Origin of the sequence: Lactobacillus amylolyticus DSM 11664, from assembly GCF_000178475.1 — a bacterium.
Taxonomy (GTDB): domain Bacteria; phylum Bacillota; class Bacilli; order Lactobacillales; family Lactobacillaceae; genus Lactobacillus; species Lactobacillus amylolyticus.
In genome coordinates this window covers 13,534-32,439 of record NZ_ADNY01000039.1, presented here as the reverse complement: position 1 = coordinate 32,439, position 18,906 = coordinate 13,534, and the positions used below count along the sequence as shown (strand labels likewise).

The window sequence follows — 18,906 nt, the reverse complement described above, 5'->3', positions numbered from 1 at the left end:
AAGGCCATGTTGTCGTAAATGCTCATGTGCGGGTACAAAGCGTAGTTCTGGAAAACCATGGCAATGCGACGGTCCTTTGGGGCAACGTCATTCATTACCTTGTGGTTAATTTCCAAAGTACCCTTTGAAATGTCTTCCAAGCCGGCAATCATTCTCAAAGTAGTGGACTTACCACAACCTGATGGACCTACGAAAACGATGAATTCCTTATCTTTGATATGTAAATCAAAGTCGTTTACTGAATAGAAATCATTGCCTTCATATTTTTTATAAATATGGTTTAAATCAACCTCAACCATACTTTCCTCCTACTTCCCTTGTTTTTTCTCAAATACTTTCTCAATTTCGCTTAACTTCAAATCTGCAGTTGAAGGAACAATGTAATCAGCTTCTTTAAGAAGTTCCTTGTCACCGATTCCAACTGCAAATTGACCTGCAGCTTTGATTGATTCAACACCGGCCTTTGCATCTTCAAAACTGATAACTTCATCAGCCTTGAAACCAGTAAGTTCTTGAGCCTTTTCATAAATTTCTGGGTCTGGCTTGCCGTGATGCAAGGTTGCTGGATCAACAATGCCATCAAATTCATCCATAATGCCTAAACGATTTAAAATCTTTGGTGCATTTTTGGAAGCTGAAGCAATTACCATCTTCAGGTTTTGTGCCTTAGCATCTTTAAGCAATTGTGGGATACCAGGCAAAATATCCTTTGGTGTTATTGTTTCAACTTGTTCAACAAACTTAGCATTCTTTTCAGCAGCAAATTTTTCTTTTTCTGCTTCTGAATATTTATTTTCTTGGCCACCATATTTCAAAATGAGTTCTAATGAATCCATTCTTGAAATACCACGTAGAGAATCAAGTTGATCTTGATTTAAAGAGATTCCTAATTCTTTAGCGAGGTTGTTCCAAGCACTTAAGTGGTAGCGAGCTGTGTCAGTTAAAACGCCATCTAAGTCAAAAATTAATCCTTTAAGCATTCGGTTTTACCTTCTTTAAGTACTACTTTCTTACCTTTTACTAATACTTCTAGGTCTTCGCCTTTAAGTAAAGTAATCTTTGTTTCTTCATGATCAACATAAACTTCAATCAAACGATCACGGTAGTTGATCTTGAAGCTGTAGTGATCCCAATCATCCGGAACAAATGGGTTGAACTTCAATTGGTTGTGATCGTAACGCATACCTGCGAAACCTTGAACAATTGCAAGCCATGAACCACTCATTGAAGTGATGTGCAAACCATCAACCGTATCGTTGTTGTAGTTATCAAGGTCAAGACGAGCAGTTCTTTCATAAAGCTCAACAGCCTTCTTTTGCTTGCCAAGTTCAGCAGCCAAAATAGAGTGAATACATGGAGAAAGTGAACTTTCATGAACTGTTAATGGTTCATAGAAGTCAAAGTTCTTTTCTTTTTGCTCCATAGTATATTCGTCGTTTAAGAAGTAGATTCCTTGTAAAACATCAGCTTGTTTGATGAATGGTGATCTTAAGATCTTGTCCCATGACCAGTGTTGGTTAATTGGACGTTGATCTTCGATTTCACTAACTGGACGAATATCTTTGTCTAAGAAGTCATCTTGTTGTAAGAAGATGCCGCGTTCTTTATCTTCTGGTAAATAAATCTTGTCTACGATGTCCTGCCATTTAGCTTTTTCTTCTTCAGTTACGTGAACTCTTTCTTGAGCTTTCTTTGTAGCAAGTGGCAAACGTTGCAAGGTGTACTTGAGTAGCCATCTTGCCATAGTGTTGGTAAACCAGTTGTTGTTAACGTTGTTTTCGTATTCGTTAGGACCTGTTACACCGTGTATTACATACTTGTTACGCCACTTAGACCAGTGAACTCTAGCTGCCCAGAATCTTGCGGTACCAACTAAAACATCCATACCTTCGTTCTTAACGTAGCTATCATCGCCAGTGTAGTCAGTGTACATAGCGATTGCGTGAGGAATATCCGCATTTCTGTGGATTTCTTCAAAAGTGATTTCCCATTCGTTGTGGCATTCAATACCATTGAAGGTAACCATTGGGAATAATGCACCTGGAAGGCCTTGTTCCTTAGCGTTATGGTAGGCACCTGGCAATTGATCGTGACGATATTGAAGAAGTGCTCTTGTAACGCTTGGCTTAGTTACGGCTAAGTACATTGGAACGATGTAAGCTTCAGTGTCCCAGTAAGTAGCACCACCGTATTTTTCTCCGGTGAAACCTTTAGGTCCAACATTCAAGCGCTTGTCTTCACCATAGTAAGTCATGAACAATTGACAAATATTAAAACGAATACCTTGTTGAGCTGCGTCATTGCCAGCGATTTCAACATCACTTGTTTCCCAGCGCTTCTTCCAAGCTTCTGTATGATCTGCTAAGTTATCTTCAAAACTCTTTTCTTGAAGCTTGGTCATTAAGTTGTTAGCAACAGCTTTTTGATCTTTGTCTTCAACGTCACGGCTAGTTACAACAATGACATCTTTTTCAAGTTCATAGCTTTCGTTTTCGTTTAAGTCTACTGAGAATTTTTCGCTTAATTTTGCATCTTCAGTAGTAACTTCGCCGTTAACTGCTTCACCGTTATGACGCAAGCTTTCTTTAAGCAAAACAGTGAATTGTGGAACATCATAAGGATTTGACTTAGTTTTTACTTGAATAGTCTTAGCTTCTTTATCTTCGCCAAGTGGAATCCAGAAACGGGTGCCATAGTTACTATCCTCGTTAACTACAGTTCCATCTAAAGTTGAGTCAAAGTAAATCTTTGCATGACCTTCAAGTACAGTTGCCTTAACTTTAATTAGAGCAGCTTCTTTTTGAATAATATGAAGGAAACGTTCAAATTCAAATTTTACTTTGACGTCCTTGCCTTCATAAATAAAGCTTCTTGTAAGAAGACCTTGGTGCATATCGAGTGCTAATTCAAAATCATCAAATTTTACTTTAGCTAAGTCGATCTTTTCACCATTTACTGTAATTCCGATTCCGATAAAGCTGGGCGCGTTAGGAGTTTTACCAAAGTATTTTGGATAACCATTTTTCCACCAACCTACTACAGTTTTGTCTGGAAACCAAACCCCAGCCAAGTAGGTACCTTGAAGACTGTCACCTGAATAGCCTTCTTCAAAGTTTCCTCTCATACCCATGTAATCATTACCAATTGCAGTCATACTTTCTTGCAATCTTTTATCTTCAGGATTAAAAGTATGAGTTACAACTTTCCAAGGATCGATTTCAAAAATTCGTTTCATAATCATTCTCCCTAAAGTGCTTTTTTGTTTACGTTTACATTATTACGGATATGAAAGCGGTTTACAATATCAAAATCGATGTTAACGGTATCAGAATTAAGATAAAAAATAAAAGACTAGTGATGCACTAGCCTTTTATTCATCATTTCTTATGCTTTAATAACTATAAATCCCTTTGGAGCAAGCTTTCCGCCATCATAGTTTTGTTTCAGTAATTCATTGTCAGCGGCAAGTCGAATATCATGATCGGTTGTATTGAAGTAAGCAATTATGTGTTCTTCACCTGTTCGATCGACCTTGATTAAGCCATCTTCAGTTACAGATAACAAAACTTTTCCTTTACCAAAGGTTTGTGCATGCTTTAAGCGCATTTCAACTAAAGCATGAACTCTCTTCCAGATTGGGCTGTCTTCTTTGCTCCAATTCATTGGCTTACGAGAATCGGGATCATTGCCGCCCTCCATTCCCATTTCATCACCGTAGTAAATACATGGGCTTCCAGTTTGCGTAAAGATAAAGGCCATTGCCTGCAATGCGAGATCTTCATCCCCGTTAGCCACGGTTCTAATTCTTGCAGTATCATGACTGTCCAAAGTATTAAGCATTGCCTGGTTGGTGCTGTCACGATACAACATCATTTGATCATTCAAGTGCTCAACCATAGCTTTAGCTGACATTGCATGGTGGAAGAAGTGATCTTCAACCTGCAAAGTGAATGGATAGTTCATAACGCCTGAGAATTCATCACCATTGAGCCATGGACGAGCTGAGTGCCAAATTTCACCAACGATATAAAAATCAGGTTTAATTGCAACTAAAGCTTGGTGGAATCTCTTCCAGAAGTGGTGATCAACTTCATTGGCAACGTCCAAACGCCAAGCATCAACATCAAAGTATTTAACCCAGTAAGTAGCAATTTCAAGCAAATAATCTTGAACTTCAGGGTTGGCAGTATTCAGCTTAGGCATTGTTGGTTCAAAGGCAAAAGTTTCATATGGTGGTTGGCCTTCACCCTTAGCTGGATTGCGATATGGTTCAACTGGGAAGGAGTTAATGTGGAACCAATCGGCAAAGCGTGATTTTGCACCATTTTCAACTACATCTTGCCATTGCATTGAGTCCTTGCCGATATGGTTGAATACGGCATCAAGCATAACTTTCATGCCACGTTTATGAGCTTCATTAACAACCTTTGCAAACAAGTCCTTATCACCAAAAGCAGGATCGATTTCAAAATAGTCGACAGCATCGTACTTGTGGTTGGAGCTTGCTTTAAAGATAGGGCAGAAGTAAAGGCCATTAACGCCTAGCTTTTGCAAATAATCCAAGTGGTCAAGTACACCTTGCAGGTCACCACCATAGAAGTCTTCGCGGCCAGGGTGATCGTCTGGATTCCAAGGTTTAGTACCTTTAGGATCATTTGACTTATCGCCATTAGCAAAACGTTCCGGGAAAATTTGGTACCAAACTGTATGTTTTACCCAATCTGGCGTTTTATCCATATCAATTTCATGTAAATATGGAACTCTAAAGTAGGAACCATCGGCTAGTAAGCTTTTCTTACTGTAGTCATAAATGCCACGGTCCCCAAAAATCTTGCGATCGCCATCTTTGCCAGTTACTTCAAAAGTATACTTGATTCGGTGGTATGGCACTTCAAGCGTAGCTCCCCAATGATCTTCTACCTCACCTGAACCAATTTTTTCCATTTCAACTTGTTTAGCAGATAAAGGTGGCATGTAATTGTCAACATAGTGCACAATAATTTTTTCAACATCATTTTTTGCAGTGTGAAAACGAACGCGTACACGGTTGCGATCAAGAACAAAACAATCTTCGCTTTCTGATCTATGACGTAATGCAGCTACTTGCATCTTTTAATTCTCCTTTTTTCTCATCAAAACAACGCCAGCATATGGCATCAAGGTTAATTTTTGCTTATTTAATTGATACTGACCTGCACTTAATACTTCAGTTTCATATTCGGCTGGAATTTCCACAGTCGTTTTTTCCGGACTAAGTGAAACCGCAACAATGGCACTTTCATCTCCGAGATCACGCTCATAAACATAAGAGTTTTTATCCGTTGACAATAGATAGTAGCTACCATCTTGGAAAAGATCTGTTTGTTTCAGAGCTAGCATCTTTTTATAAAAACTAAGAATTGAAGTATCATCATCAACTTCATCTGCTACACTGGCAGCATCAACTTTTTCTCCGTCAATCCATGGCTTTACTTTTGAAAAGCCGTTAAATTTATCATTATTCCATGGCATTGGGCCACGTGCAGGCAGCTTATGCGTTGCACTAACCATTGCTATGGCTTCTTCTTCACTCTTGCCTGCTTTTTCAGCGGATTCAATAAATGGCTTAACCGTCATATCTTCAAACTGTTCGGCATGATCAAATTTCAAATTTTGCAAGCCTAATTCTTCACCGTAATAAATCACAGGAATTCCGTGTTGCAAATACATTAGCATTGCCAAACTGCGTGCTTCAGTGTCATTGTTGGCAACCCGCGTTCTAAGACGAGCCATATCATGGTTGCCCCAATACAAAGTTGGTTCTGAAATGCCATTCAAGGTCTGCTGCCAAACTGCTTGATTTTGCTTAAAAGCAGTCATATCAAGCGGTTTAGGCTGATATTGAGCTGAGAAGCTTGGATCAACGTGACTATCATCTTCACTGAAATAACGGAAGGTAATTACGCTATCCATCAAGTGATTGCGCTTGCTAGTGTAGTCAACTGCTAAGTTAACGCTGGCACTAGCTGCTTCACCTAATAATAGAGTTTCTGGATAGTCCTGCTTAATCTTTTCGCAGAATGGCCGCATCCACTCTTGCACTTGTGGCAAGTTAGCGAAAAACGGTTCTGCAACAACCGGCTTGTCACTATTATCAACAGTTGGAAAACTCTGACGCAAATCAGCTTTGCCAATATGAATAAAGGCATCCAATCTTAAACCATCGATCCCCTTATCCAGCCAATATTCCGCAATTTTCAACATCGCATGTCGTACTTCAGGATTTTTCCAATTCAAATCAGGCATTCGCTTGTCGAACAAGTGGAAGTAAAATTCACCGGTTCCAGCTGGGTCGGGCTCCCAAACACTGCCGCCAAAGAAGCTGCCCCAATTGTTGGGACGCTTATTATTTTCGCCGGCAAAAATATAATAATCACGGTAAATGCTATTTGGATTCTTAATTGCATCTTGGAACCATGGATGCTGGTCCGAAGTATGATTTAAGACAAAGTCCATAATGACGTGAATCCCTGCTTCATGGAAAGCCTTAATCAAGTTTTCCATGTCCTCCATCGTCCCCATATGTGGATCAATGGCAAAATAATTTGAAACATCATAGCCATTGTCAACTTGTGGCGATACAAAAACAGGATTCAGCCAAACAGCGTTAATACCTAGGTTTTTTAAGTACGGAATTCTCTTTTTTATTCCATTAAGATCCCCAATTCCATCATCATTCGAGTCTTGGAAGGATTTGGGGTATATTTGATAAATAATTGCGTGATTATACCAATGTGCCATAATCTTTTCCTCCAAGTAACAGTCTAGTCGATTACCGTAACCGCTTTCAACTTAAAATATGATGTTATCGGTATCAAAAAAAGGAACGAGAAAAGGATCTCGTTCCCTTTATCTAGTTGATCCTCTTCGAATCAAAGTTGGTTTTATCATTACTTCTCCTTGCGGTGAACCTGACTGCTCAATCTTTTTCAGCAGCATGTTTGCCAGCATTTCACCCATTTCCATAATTGGCTGTTTAATCGTTGTTAATTTTGTATTAGCAACTTGATCCAAAAAGACGCCATCATAGCCAATTACGCCAAAGTCTTCTGGCACTTTGCCGTTTTCAATCCGCAGCTGTCGTTCAACGCCAATTGCAATTCGGTCGCTTGCGCAAATGAAGCAAGTATCCTTTTTGAATTCACTAAAATGTTCATGAATCAAATCCTGAGCAGAATGGCTGTGATTTGGCACACGATAAATTTGCGGAATAATTTGATTCTTTTGCAAAGTATTGATATAACCGGCCTCACGCGAATATTCAAACGGTTCTTTAATATCAATTCCGATAAAAATTATTTGCTTATAAAATCGATTCATTGCATATTCGGTCGCAATTTTTTCACCTAATTGATTATCGTTATCAACGAAGTCATAGCCACGGTGATTTTCACCGAATAAAACAAAAGGCTTATCTAATTGATCGAACAATTCATAATCTTTGTTGCGTGCTCCTGTAATCAAATAACCATCTGCACGTCCTGTTTCGATTTTCGTCGGATCGGCCACTAGCTGCATCGCATATTGCTTTTCATTAAGACCGCGAGCAAAGCCGAACAACAAGTTAATATAATAAGGCTCAGTCGAATCAATGTCTTCCAAAGTAACAAACTTTACAACATTAGAACGATTATTAACTAATGCTTGCGCAATAGCATTCGGATGATAATCCAGCTTAGCAGTTGCTTGTTCAACTAAACTCCTCAATTCTGGCGTAACTTGTTCAGGGTGGTTGATCACCCGTGAAACTGTCATCTTTGAAACATTAGCTTCTTTAGCTACATCTGATAAAGTTACCATAGTTTTATTTACCTATTCTAAATACATTTGTCTAAACTGGTTTAAGTCTGATTGGCTAAAGCCAAGTTCTTTTTTGAAAAATGAATCAAAATTGCCCCAACCTGCACGAATAGTATCGGTAATGCCATGAATTGCTGTTCCTTCGCCTTTTGTAACGTTCATTTTAGCAATCATGCTCGAAATTTCATCAGTGCTTGGAAAGTTTTTAGCAAGTGCAAAATCATACAAGGTATTGGTTAGCAAATAATCACGGGCAATCGTGTCATCATCAACGCCGAGTGCCATCAAAATAAGCGCCGATGTCATTCCTGTTCGGTCCTTTCCTGCACTGCAGTGATAAACAAGTGCCTCATCTTCTGGAAGTTCGAGCAGTTCGGCAAAAATTTTTGCAAACTCTTCTTGGCTGTGCGTGTTAAGAATCGCTCGCTGATAGATTTGTCCAATAAAATTGTCCTTCAAATCAGGTAAATGATGGAAAAATCTGAATAATTTATTATTAGCTTTATCCTCATTTAAATCATTTGAATATAGTGGTGCATCAACATATTTCACATGATCCCAAAGAACATCGGGAGCAGAATTTTTCTCATAATTTGAACGTAAATCGCAGTCGACAGTGATCCGCAATTTGGTCAACGTGATCTTATCTTTGTAAGATAAAGAACTGAGTGAATCAGAACGGTAGATTTTATTCCATTTCACGCTTTGCCCTTGATTATTTTTATAACCACCAATATCGCGGAAATTAAGCGGCCCATCAAGTGCGACAATTCTATCATGTGTCATTTGTTATCACCTCAATCATGTAATCATTTTCATTCTACTTTCGACTATAGAATTATAACGAAAGTTGCTATCTTTAAGCAATTATAACTCTAACTAATATATCTTAATCTCACCTAATACTCAATCAATCATTAGTTGTATATTAAAAAAGAGTTGGTTATAGCCAACTCAGATTTACCTATTTATTTACTAAATGATGATTATCAATTGTCCATGATTCAAAGCCGTACTTTTTTGCCAGGTCAAAATTAATATGGTGTGCACTTTCAATAATCGTCTTATGAGTATTGTACAGAATCTCTCTAATATCATCCGAATTCTTTTCATCAAGTGCTGCAGTGATTTCATCCAGCAGAATAATTGGACGATCACGTAACAATGCTCTAGCAATAACTAAGCGCTGTCTTTGACCACCTGATAAGTCTTCTTGTTCAGGGTGAATTACTCGATTCAGCGGATCTTTACCTAATTCATTAGTTAAGCCTACTTCACTTAAAACTTTTAGTAGTTGCTGATCAGTAAACGATTCACCTAAACATAGATTATCTTTAATTGTCCCTTGGAATAACCATGGCGTTTGAGCAATATAAACAGATTGTGCAGGATTAGGATCTTCACCACCAATTTTTATCGTACCATGTGTTGGTTTAAGCAGACCTGAAACCATATTAAGTAGCGTACTCTTGCCTGATCCGGATGGACCTTGCAACAATACCTTTTTGCCATAAGCTAAATCAAAGTTCAAATTCTGATAAATTGGATGATCCTTGTAAGTTAAGCTAACATCATCAAATTTGATATCTGGCTTTTCATTTTCCGTTTTAGCATCTTCAAAAATATCATTTTTAGCAAGTTTAAATTTTCTAATCTCAGTCGTGCTGGCAACTTGTGCCCAATATTGCATTAACCCACGGAAATTTTGTACAACGCTATTTGCTGATAAAGTTAACGAAAGCAGTGCACTAATCGTTACGCCAAATTGATGAGTAGTGATGAAGTAAAAACCAATTGCCCATGGTGCAATAATAGCTAAAACTGTGAATAACAAGTTAGCATATTGAATCCACCATTGTAGATTTTCTTGCTTTAATAAAGTATTTTCACTAGTTTCAACATCTTGGCTAACTCGCTTAAAGAACGGCTTTTGAGCTTGATATTGCAAAATATCGCGTAAACCTTTAAACCAGTCACTAGCCGAACGCATCATTTGGCTGTTTTCATTACTCCATTGCTCGCCCAGTTTTCCTAATTTATTCTTTCCAAACAACATTGGGATCAAACTTAAGCATGAGAAAGCAACAAAGATGATTCCCATGAGTAAATTTACTCTTAGAACATAAATTGTAGAAATGATTGCAGCTGTACCTGTTGATAAAATTCCGTCAATCACGGCGAAATATTGATCATCAATCTTAGTTACATCATTACTAATATGGTTAAGACCACTTGCTGCATCTTCCTTTAAAGCGAAGCTACTGATCAACATAGTTTTCTTTAACTTAACTCTCAGACGCTTACGAGCCATATTAAGAAAGATATTTTGTAAAACAATTGCAGTGTATGTAGCAACAAAAATTATCGTACTTTTAATCAAAAATAGAATTAAATCTGTACCACTTTTACCAACTAAGTTAGGAAATTGACCTAAGATTATACCGTTAATAACTCCTTCAAAACCACCAGCAATTAAAGTGATCACAATGAGTAAAAGGAGCCAGAACGGCAAATTTTTAACAGTCCATTTGAAATTTATGTTCATAGTTTTTACTACTTTTTTCGTTAAATATAAAAATATGTATTTTCTATTTTTTTATAAAATCCAATAAACTAATATTATTTTTCGTTAGTATTTCAAAAAGATCATAAGCAGAAATATCATGTTTATCACGTTCGATTTTGGAATAATGCGCAGTTGAAATTACACCTGCTGCCATCTCAGTTTGCGTTAAGCCCAGATCTTTTCGCTCTTTTTTTAAAGCCTCACCAATTGTCATATTTATTCACCGTGTGCAAAAACTTCTGTAGCTTTAACGGCTCGCTTCCAGCCATCATATAATTGCTGGCACCCTTTTTCTTCTAATTGTGGAACAAAAGATTGTCCGATCTGAGCAATTTGTTTTAACTCATCAGTGTCTTTCCAAAAGCCTACTGCCAACCCAGCTAAAAATGTGACACCCATGCCAGTTGTTTCCAAGATTTTTGCTCGCTCAATCTTGGTTCCTAAAATATCGGCTTGGAATTGCATTAAGTAGTTATTGTTCGATGCACCGCCATCAACGCGCAAGGTTGGGATTGCAATGCCAGAGTCCTTTTTCATCGTATCGACAACATCCCTTGTTTGATAAGCCATCGACTGCAGTGTAGCTTTAATCAAATCGTTGTTGCTCGTTCCTCTCGTCAGGCCAAAAATCGCACCGCGGGCTTCCGCATCCCAATATGGTGCACCTAAACCCGTAAAGGCAGGAACAACGTATATTTCATTATGCGATTTTGACTTTAAAGCAGCCTCTTCAGATTCAGAAGCTGTTTTAATCATTTTCATAGAATCACGCAGCCATTGAATAGCTGAACCGGCGACGAAAACGGACCCCTCTAATGCATAATTTACCTTGCCATTAATGCCATAAGCAATTGTCGTTAACAAATTATTATTGGACTGCGTTGGCTTTTCACCGGTATTCATAACAATGAATGAACCCGTGCCATAAGTGTTTTTGACCATCCCTGGCTTTAAAGCCAGTTGACCAAATAAAGCAGCTTGTTGGTCACCGGCCATTCCGGTAATTGGAACTTTTCCACCAAAAAAGGCATAAGGAGCTGTATAACCATAAATTTCGGAATTGGAATGAACTTCCGGTAGCATCTTTTTAGGAATATTGAGCAATTTCAAAATATCGTCATCCCATTGAAGAGTATGGATATTGAACAGCATTGTTCTAGAAGCATTGGTGTAGTCGGTCATATGAATTTCGCCATCGGTTAATTTCCACAACAGCCAACTATCAATCGTACCAAATAATAGCTCGCCTTTTTCCGCCCGTTCTTGTGCACCAGGAACTTGATCAAGAATAAAGCGAATTTTGGTGGCACTAAAATAAGGATCAATAATTAAACCAGTTTTCTTTCGAATTAATTCACTGTAGCCATCGTTTTTCAGCTTTTCAGCTAACGGCGTCGTCTGCCGTGATTGCCAAACTATCGCGTGATAGATCGGACGACCGGTTTCCTTATCCCAGATAACCGTCGTTTCACGCTGATTGGTAATCCCGATTCCAGCAATTTGATCAGGCCGAATACCAGAAGTAATGAAAGCTGTCGCAATCGTTGTTTGAACAGTTTGCCAAATTTCTTCTGCATTATGCTCAACCCAGCCTGGTTGCGGAAAATATTGCGGAAATTCACGCTGACTTGAGACAATTTCTTTGCCTTCATGGTTAATAATCATTGCTCTCGTCGAAGTGGTTCCCTCATCGATCGCCATAATATATTGTTCTGCGTTTTTTGCCATAATTTTCCTCCGTAACCGCTTTCTCATCTTAGTTTACTGTTTTCTTCCTTATTTAAAAAGCATTTTTTCTACAACTGCATTATTATTCAGTTATACTTTATATAAATAATGGAGATAAAACTGGAGGCTAAAATATGAAAAAAGAACCAATTGCTGTCACAATCGCTGGTAATGATAGTGACGGAAGTGCAGGCATGCCAGCTGATTTGCACTCTTTTTACGCACGCGGCGTTTATGGAATGGGCTTAATGACAGCGGCAGTTGCCGGCAACACAACCGGAATCTACGCGCAAGAAGTGATGCCGCTTGATTTTATTCAAAAACAATTCGATGTTTTGGCCGATGACTTCGACATTAATGCCGCAAAGACCGGAATGGTGGCCGATTCAAAAGTCATGAATGTTGTCGCTGATAATTTGGAAAAATATGATTTTGGCAAGATTGTCATCGATCCAGTCATCTCTACCAAACACGGCAATACTTTAATGGATGATAGGTCTTATGACACTTTTATCAAGCGCCTAGTTCCATTGGCCGACGTTATCACGCCTAACTATTATGAACAAAAGAAATTGACTGGTCTTGAATTGAACGATATTGATGAAGTTAAAAAAGGTGCCCATATTTTGCAGAAGATGGGTGCTAAAAATGTTCTAATGAAGGGGCGCCATGACGGCAGCGAAGATGAAGTTACCGATATTCTTTTAACCGAAAATGGCGAATTTCACACTTTTACCAAGCCATACTTTAAGACCAACCGGGTTAACGGAACTGGCGACACTTTATCCGCAGTCATTGCAGCTGAATTAGCCAAGGGAACCGACTTATTAAAGGCTGTCAAAATAGCCAAGGACTTTACCTACGATGCAATTTCACACCCGATTGAAGTTGGCTCAAAGTTTGGTCCAATCAATCATTTAGCAGCACAACAGGGTGAACATGAATAATATTCTTTTTTGCTCCAACAGCAACTTTTAGGCTATACTAAAACAAGTAAAATTGGACAAATAAGGGACGATAATATGAGCGATAAATTAATTAAAATTGCATACTTGTATGAAGATCTGATGAACACTTACGGTGATTCGGGTGATGTCAAAATCCTGCGTTTTTTATTAAAACGGGAAGGCTATGACACACAAGTTGACAATATCTCTTTAGGTGATGATTTTAACGCTGAAGATTACGACTTTGTTTTCTTTGGTGGTGGACAGGACTTTGAACAAACTGTCGTTGCTAAGGACTTAACACGTCATAAAGAAACATTAGAAAAATACATTGGCGAAGGAAATCCGATGCTTTGCATTTGTGGCGGTTACCAATTGATGGGCAGCTACTACAAAACAAATTCAGGCGTAACCATTAAAGGGTTGGATATTCTGCCTTTGCACACAGTCTTCAAGGCAGATAAGAGAATGATCGGCGATACGCGTTATATGACTGAATGGGGCGAAGTTAAGGCATTTGAAAATCATTCGGGTCAAACCTACTTTGACAATACTGACAAGCTTCATCCATTGGGAGATATGATTGAAGGATATGGCAATAACCCGCAAGATAAAAAAGAAGGCGTGCGCTATCGCAATTTTATTGGTTCATATTCACATGGTCCATTGCTTAAAAATGTTAATGTCGCTAATGCAATTATGGAAATGATTATTGCTCGTCATGATCAACGTGTTGGTAAAAAAGAAGTTAATGAATAAAAAATAAAGCTTAACCGTTTTGGTTAAGCTTTATTTTTTTACTCGGTACAATATTTAACGCCATCACCGCTAATACTACTAAAATCGAACCGAACCGACCCAATCCATTCCAGCCGTCAGCATCCCCCAACCGGTACCCACTAAGCTGGACGTTCTTTTCACAATGCTCACCGGAATCAAAGTATAACTTGCTTCGCCAACAGCTGATAGCAAGCCGAAGAACAATGCAACTGGTGTAATGATTAGTTCATTTATTTTTCCATGCGTAGATAATAAAAAAAGCCGCCAAACGCGAGAATAGCTGCAATTATATCCAATCTGCGCATAACTTGCTTATTGCGTTACAGTCAAATATCCAATGACAAAAAATGGACCAATAAATTGTAAAATCGTAGCTACTGAAGCATTGGCCTGTTGAACAACGATAAAATAAAACAATTGTACTGGCAGCAAGCCAAAGATCGCATAAGCAAAAATAATCCAGGCATCATGCTTATTTTTTAAAGTTTTAATCGGTTTCTGCTTAAATACTGCCGCAAAAACGAGCAGAACAATTCCTTAAACGATTAATCTAATTTGGGTCAGCCAGATTGGCGTAACCTCTGAACTGACATTAAACAAAGCCTTTGCGAATAAACTAGAAATGCCCCACATAACTGCTGACAAGGCGGCTAAAAAGGTCCAAAAGCGCCGCTGTTTTTGCGTTACCATTTTTATCCTCAATTATTGATGAATTTTATTTTTATCTTTTTTCTTAGGAGAAATATTAAGTGCCATCGCTGACAAAACAACTAAAATAGATCCTACCCAATCCATTGGCATCATGACCAAACCAAAGACTAAAACGGAACCTACAGTTGCGGAAAATGGCTCAAAAGCATCAAGCAAACTAGCAGTTGAGGCCTTAATAAAGCGCAATGAATTAGTCATTAATTGGAAAGGAATAATTGTTCCGATAATAATTACAGCCGCAGTATAAAACCAAACTCTAGGATCGCTTGAAATTTTCGGCATTTGCGGATGCACAATCATTAAGCAAATTCCAGCTGAAATAAGGCCCCAGCCAGTAACTACCAAACTGGATACCCTCTTTAAAACACTGATTGGAATTAAGGTGTTGGTTGCAACTCCGACAGCTGAGAGAAGACCCCAAAACAGGACGTCCGGCGTAATTGCAAAATGATTGAAATTGCCGTGAGTTGCGAGCAAAACGACGCCGATAAAGGCACAAATTGCCGCAACCACATCTAATTTCCGCATGACCTGTTTATGAGTAATGGCTAAATATCCCATAACAAAAAATGGACCAACAAACTGTAAAATCGTAGCAATCGATGCATTAGCCTTTTGTACAACAATAAAATAAAACAGCTGTACCGGCAAGAGGCCAAAAATACCATAAGCAATTATCACCCAGGCATCATGCTTGTTTTTCATAGTCCCAAATGGTTTTTGACCAACTATTCCTGCCAAAATGATCAAAACTATTCCTGATGTAACCATCCGAATTTGCGATAGCCACATCGGCGTAATTTCCGGACTAATATTGAACAAGGCTTTAGCAAATAATCCTGAAATGCCCCACATCACACAAGCTAGAGCTGCTAAAAATGCCCAAAGACGACGCTGCTTTTGCGTTACCATACAATTCCTCCCCTGTTTTTCGACAATAATTATCATAACACAAGAAAAAGCATAGCCATGTTACTTTATCAACATGATTATGCTTTTCAAGTATTTTTAATCTTACTTATTGTTTACTATTATGATCCAAAACAAATGGACTTAACAAACCGACCAGTAAGCCATAGATAAAGTACAAACGGTAAATATCAGCCTGTTCGGGATGGCGAATCCATAAGATTAATGCCATCATTGCTAGCACACCACCGAGATAAATTGTTGACGAAAAGTGTTGATTGGCAAAAAAGCTAAATGCTGTTCCCAAAGTTAACAAAAGCAAAATACCAAATACAACCACGATTACCGGACCTTGTGTTTGCACATCGAAATCCAACATGCGTGTTCCAGTAAACAATTGCCAAATCATAAAGCCGGCAAGTCCTAAACCTAAAAGTAAAATAATTATCCGGGTAATCAGGGAAATAGTTTTCTTCAAAAGTACTCTTCCTTTCAATCTAATTGCTAGGATAATTATAGTAAAGTTTTTGTTAGGGCTAAACATATTTGAATATTTCTAATTTAAATAAAATCTGATTTTAAATTTATGTCAGCAACTTTTTTAATAAGGTCTCTGCATCATTCAAATCAAAATAAAAAATCCCGGAATCCTCCGAGATTTTCCATTAGTCTAAACCACAATTCTTAAAGATTTCATCAACATGACGCAAATGATAATGATAATCAAAGGCATCATTCAAATCATCTTCAGACAAGTAATTCATAACTTCACTATTTTCAATTAATTTTCTAAATGACGTTTGGGTATCCCAAGACTCGTTGGCCAATTTTTGAACCATATCATAAGCCTTTTCACGTGAAAGTCCTGCTTCATCAATCAATTTAAGCAAAACTCTTTGTGAATAAATCAAGCCGTAAGTCCGGTCCATGTTCTTAAGCATAGTTTCTGGGAACACATCCAAGTTGCTCAAAATGCGGTTGAAGCGGTGAAGCATATAATCAATGCCAATTGTCGTATCTGGCAAAATCACTCTTTCGGCACTGGAGTGAGAAATATCACGTTCATGCCACAAGGCAACATCTTCATATGCAGTTACAACATTTCCACGTAAAACTCTTGCCATTCCGCACAAATTCTCTGAACCAATTGGATTATGCTTGTGCGGCATTGCAGAAGAACCTTTTTGTCCTTTACGGAAATGTTCCTCAACTTCATGAATTTCACTACGCTGCAAACCGCGAATCTCAGTTGCCCAATTTTCAATACTCGTCGCAATAAGAGCAAGCATTGCAATGTATTCAGCGTGCAAATCACGTGGCAAAACTTGACTGGTGATTGGCTGCTGCGTTAAACCTAATTGCTTCATCACACTAGTTTCAACAGCAGGTGGAACATTAGCAAACGTACCAACCGCACCTGAAATTTTACCTGATTCAACGCCTTGAGCAGCATGTTCAAAACGATCGATATCACGGTTGATTTCTGCATACCAACGTGCAAGCTTTAAACCAAAAGTCGTAGGCTCGGCTTGAACACCATGGGTTCTGCCCATTTCAACGGTATACTTATATTTCTTTGCCTTCTCAGCAATCGTCTTCTTCAACTCATCCAAATCTTGGCGAATAATTTCATCAGCCTGCTTTAAAATGTAGCCTTGTGCCGTATCAACAACATCAGTTGAAGTTAAGCCAAAGTGAACCCATTTCTTTTCATCGCCCAGACTTTCAGAAACAGTTCGCGTGAAAGCAACAACATCGTGATGAGTAATTGCTTCAAGCTCGCCTACGCGTTCAACAGTAAAAGAAGCATTCTTCGCAATTTTTTCAGCATCTTCTTTTGGCACTTCACCTAGTTCAGCCCAGGCATTAGTAGCAGCAATTTCTACCTTAAGCCAAGAAGCATACTTATTTTGTAAAGACCAAATTTTGCCCATTTCCGGGCGTGTGTAACGTTCAAGCATAAATTACATTTCCCATGGATTCTTCAAAACGATAGTTTGTTCACGATCAGGACCAACAGAAACTGTTACAAGTGGAACACCAACCAATTCTGAAACGCGGTTCAAGAACTTCTTAGCATTTTCTGGCAATTCATCCCAAGTCTTAACTTGAGTAATATCTTCATCCCATGCTGGAAGTTCTTCATAAACAGGTTTGCATCTGTACAATTCCTTCAAGCTTGCTGGGTAGTAATCGATCTTCTTGCCATCGAGTTCATAGGCAGTAGCAATCTTAATCTTGTCAAAACCAGAGAAGACATCAAGCAAGTTAAGACTCAAACCATTAATACCAGAAACACGCTTAGCATGACGAAGTGCAACTGAGTCAAACCAACCAACACGACGTGGACGACCAGTAACAGTACCATATTCATGAGCAGTATCACGAATCCGATCGCCGATTGCATCTGTTAATTCAGTTGGGAATGGGCCTTCACCTACACGAGTGGTATAAGCCTTGCAGACACCGATAACAGTGTTCAAACGGTTGGCACCCATACCGATGCCTGAGCAGATTCCGCCTGAAATAGTGTTGGATGAAGTTACGTATGGGTAAGTACCTTCATCAATATCAAGCATGGTACCTTGCGCACCTTCAAAAAGCACCTTTTCACCATTATCTAAGGCATCGTTAACTAAAACAGAAGTATCAGTAACGTACTTCTTCATCTTTTGACCGTATGCATAGTATTTTTCAAAAATATCTTCAAATTTAAGAGCAGGCTTGCCATAAATCTTAGTGAAAAGTTCATTCTTAATCTTTAAGTTCAAGCGTAATTTTTCTTCAAAAGTATCTTTTTCAAGCAAATCACATACACGAATACCAATTCTTGAAGCCTTATCCATGTAAGTTGGCCCAATTCCGTTCTTGGTAGTACCGATCTTCTTGTCACCTTTTGCTTCTTCTTGGTATTCATCTTGCTTAACGTCGTAAGGCATGATGATGTTGGCACGGTTAGAAATTCTAAGTTTGCTAATATCGATGCCGTTCTTTGCAAGATTATCAAGTTCGCCAAACATAACTTCTGGGTTGATAACTACACCGTTACCAATTACAGCACCCTTAGAAGCAGCGAAAATTCCTGATGGAATCAAACGCATCTTAAATTCCTTACCATTAATATCAATTGTGTGCCCAGCGTTGTTACCACCGTTAGAACGCACAGCCATGGTAGCTTCTTTACTTAAAAAGTCGGTAATTTTTCCTTTACCTTCATCGCCCCATTGACTACCTACAACTGCAACTGCTGTCATTATTTTCACCTCATAAAAATTTCTCTATCAATGTTACCGTCAGATATTCTAGCAATTAAGAAATTAATAGTCAATGCAAAACACGAATTATTTTAATTTTATCCAAAATAATAGTTCGATTTTTATCTTGACAACTTACTTTTATTAACTTATAGTAGTTTTCGTTTGATAA

At 38.4% G+C, this 18,906-nt stretch carries 16 protein-coding genes and 1 pseudogene; 2 read left to right on the top strand and 15 right to left on the bottom strand.

Annotation, left to right across the window (positions count from 1 at the left end):
- From HMPREF0493_RS05035 to glpK, 10 genes are all read right to left on the bottom strand, one after another.
- Positions 1-299: ATP-binding cassette domain-containing protein (locus HMPREF0493_RS05035; RefSeq protein WP_006352224.1), on the bottom strand; the 299-nt coding region annotated here is incomplete at its 3' end.
- Between the two features lie 9 nt (positions 300-308).
- Entirely contained in the window at positions 309-980 is a 672-nt protein-coding gene (gene pgmB / locus HMPREF0493_RS05030; RefSeq protein ID WP_006352223.1) for a beta-phosphoglucomutase, read from the bottom strand.
- Positions 965-3,235 carry a glycoside hydrolase family 65 protein gene (locus tag HMPREF0493_RS05025; protein WP_040457258.1) on the bottom strand — a complete coding sequence of 757 codons (2,271 nt, stop codon included), beginning with the start codon at positions 3,233-3,235 and terminating at the stop codon, positions 965-967. Before HMPREF0493_RS05025 ends, pgmB begins: the two co-directional genes overlap by 16 nt.
- A 149-nt stretch (positions 3,236-3,384) precedes the next feature.
- Positions 3,385-5,109: a glycoside hydrolase family 13 protein gene (locus HMPREF0493_RS05020; protein ID WP_006352221.1), complete on the bottom strand. Its 1,725-nt coding sequence runs from the start codon at positions 5,107-5,109 to the stop codon at positions 3,385-3,387.
- A gap of 3 nt (positions 5,110-5,112) precedes the next feature.
- Complete coding sequence (locus HMPREF0493_RS05015) at positions 5,113-6,780, bottom strand: glycoside hydrolase family 13 protein (RefSeq protein ID WP_006352220.1); 1,668 nt, start codon at positions 6,778-6,780, stop codon at positions 5,113-5,115.
- Between the two features lie 108 nt (positions 6,781-6,888).
- A complete protein-coding gene (locus HMPREF0493_RS05010; protein WP_006352219.1) occupies positions 6,889-7,839 on the bottom strand; it encodes a LacI family DNA-binding transcriptional regulator in 951 nt (316 codons plus the stop codon).
- Between the two features lie 12 nt (positions 7,840-7,851).
- Positions 7,852-8,625 (bottom strand): tyrosine-protein phosphatase, encoded by a 774-nt coding sequence (locus HMPREF0493_RS05005; protein WP_006352218.1) that lies wholly within the window; start codon positions 8,623-8,625, stop codon positions 7,852-7,854.
- Positions 8,626-8,803: 178 nt separating this feature from the next.
- A complete protein-coding gene (locus tag HMPREF0493_RS05000) occupies positions 8,804-10,384 on the bottom strand; it encodes an ATP-binding cassette domain-containing protein (protein WP_006352217.1) in 1,581 nt (526 codons plus the stop codon).
- A gap of 43 nt (positions 10,385-10,427) precedes the next feature.
- Positions 10,428-10,619: a helix-turn-helix domain-containing protein gene (locus tag HMPREF0493_RS04995; RefSeq protein WP_006352216.1), complete on the bottom strand. Its 192-nt coding sequence runs from the start codon at positions 10,617-10,619 to the stop codon at positions 10,428-10,430.
- A 2-nt stretch (positions 10,620-10,621) separates the two neighbouring features.
- Positions 10,622-12,133, bottom strand: coding sequence for a glycerol kinase GlpK (gene glpK / locus HMPREF0493_RS04990; protein ID WP_006352215.1), 1,512 nt, complete (start codon positions 12,131-12,133; stop codon positions 10,622-10,624).
- 134 nt (positions 12,134-12,267) lie between these two features.
- On the opposite strand from glpK, the gene thiD reads away from it, so the two are divergent.
- Complete coding sequence (thiD, locus tag HMPREF0493_RS04985) at positions 12,268-13,080, top strand: bifunctional hydroxymethylpyrimidine kinase/phosphomethylpyrimidine kinase (protein WP_006352214.1); 813 nt, start codon at positions 12,268-12,270, stop codon at positions 13,078-13,080.
- A gap of 75 nt (positions 13,081-13,155) precedes the next feature.
- Positions 13,156-13,839 (top strand): type 1 glutamine amidotransferase, encoded by a 684-nt coding sequence (locus tag HMPREF0493_RS04980; RefSeq protein ID WP_040457257.1) that lies wholly within the window; start codon positions 13,156-13,158, stop codon positions 13,837-13,839.
- A gap of 105 nt (positions 13,840-13,944) precedes the next feature.
- Here the strand turns inward: HMPREF0493_RS04980 and HMPREF0493_RS04975 are convergent.
- The 5 genes and pseudogenes from HMPREF0493_RS04975 to HMPREF0493_RS04955 form a co-directional block, all read right to left on the bottom strand.
- Positions 13,945-14,550 (bottom strand): annotated as a pseudogene (locus tag HMPREF0493_RS04975) (EamA family transporter); the annotation flags it as partial.
- A gap of 12 nt (positions 14,551-14,562) precedes the next feature.
- The gene (locus HMPREF0493_RS04970; RefSeq protein WP_040457255.1) at positions 14,563-15,483 is read right to left on the bottom strand and encodes a DMT family transporter; all 921 of its coding nucleotides are present in this window, start codon (positions 15,481-15,483) and stop codon (positions 14,563-14,565) included.
- A gap of 106 nt (positions 15,484-15,589) precedes the next feature.
- Complete coding sequence (locus HMPREF0493_RS04965; protein ID WP_040457254.1) at positions 15,590-15,958, bottom strand: hypothetical protein; 369 nt, start codon at positions 15,956-15,958, stop codon at positions 15,590-15,592.
- A gap of 187 nt (positions 15,959-16,145) precedes the next feature.
- The gene (purB, locus tag HMPREF0493_RS04960) at positions 16,146-17,441 is read right to left on the bottom strand and encodes an adenylosuccinate lyase (RefSeq protein WP_006352207.1); all 1,296 of its coding nucleotides are present in this window, start codon (positions 17,439-17,441) and stop codon (positions 16,146-16,148) included.
- A 3-nt stretch (positions 17,442-17,444) separates the two neighbouring features.
- A complete protein-coding gene (locus HMPREF0493_RS04955; protein ID WP_006352206.1) occupies positions 17,445-18,734 on the bottom strand; it encodes an adenylosuccinate synthase in 1,290 nt (429 codons plus the stop codon).
- Positions 18,735-18,906: the final 172 nt, after the last annotated feature.

Bases quoted from the DNA above. Each gene is read 5' to 3' on its own strand.
- pgmB (WP_006352223.1), bottom strand. From the start codon at position 980: ATGCTTAAAGGATTAATTTTTGACTTAGATGGCGTTTTAACTGACACA.
- HMPREF0493_RS04980 (WP_040457257.1), top strand. From the start codon at position 13,156: ATGAGCGATAAATTAATTAAAATTGCATACTTGTATGAAGATCTGATG.
- HMPREF0493_RS05005 (WP_006352218.1), bottom strand. From the start codon at position 8,625: ATGACACATGATAGAATTGTCGCACTTGATGGGCCGCTTAATTTCCGC.
- HMPREF0493_RS05010 (WP_006352219.1), bottom strand. From the start codon at position 7,839: ATGGTAACTTTATCAGATGTAGCTAAAGAAGCTAATGTTTCAAAGATG.
- HMPREF0493_RS04955 (WP_006352206.1), bottom strand. From the start codon at position 18,734: ATGACAGCAGTTGCAGTTGTAGGTAGTCAATGGGGCGATGAAGGTAAA.
- glpK (WP_006352215.1), bottom strand. From the start codon at position 12,133: ATGGCAAAAAACGCAGAACAATATATTATGGCGATCGATGAGGGAACC.
- HMPREF0493_RS05015 (WP_006352220.1), bottom strand. From the start codon at position 6,780: ATGGCACATTGGTATAATCACGCAATTATTTATCAAATATACCCCAAA.
- HMPREF0493_RS04970 (WP_040457255.1), bottom strand. From the start codon at position 15,483: ATGGTAACGCAAAAGCAGCGTCGTCTTTGGGCATTTTTAGCAGCTCTA.
- HMPREF0493_RS05000 (WP_006352217.1), bottom strand. From the start codon at position 10,384: ATGAACATAAATTTCAAATGGACTGTTAAAAATTTGCCGTTCTGGCTC.
- HMPREF0493_RS04995 (WP_006352216.1), bottom strand. From the start codon at position 10,619: ATGACAATTGGTGAGGCTTTAAAAAAAGAGCGAAAAGATCTGGGCTTA.
- HMPREF0493_RS05020 (WP_006352221.1), bottom strand. From the start codon at position 5,109: ATGCAAGTAGCTGCATTACGTCATAGATCAGAAAGCGAAGATTGTTTT.
- HMPREF0493_RS05025 (WP_040457258.1), bottom strand. From the start codon at position 3,235: ATGAAACGAATTTTTGAAATCGATCCTTGGAAAGTTGTAACTCATACT.
- purB (WP_006352207.1), bottom strand. From the start codon at position 17,441: ATGCTTGAACGTTACACACGCCCGGAAATGGGCAAAATTTGGTCTTTA.
- thiD (WP_006352214.1), top strand. From the start codon at position 12,268: ATGAAAAAAGAACCAATTGCTGTCACAATCGCTGGTAATGATAGTGAC.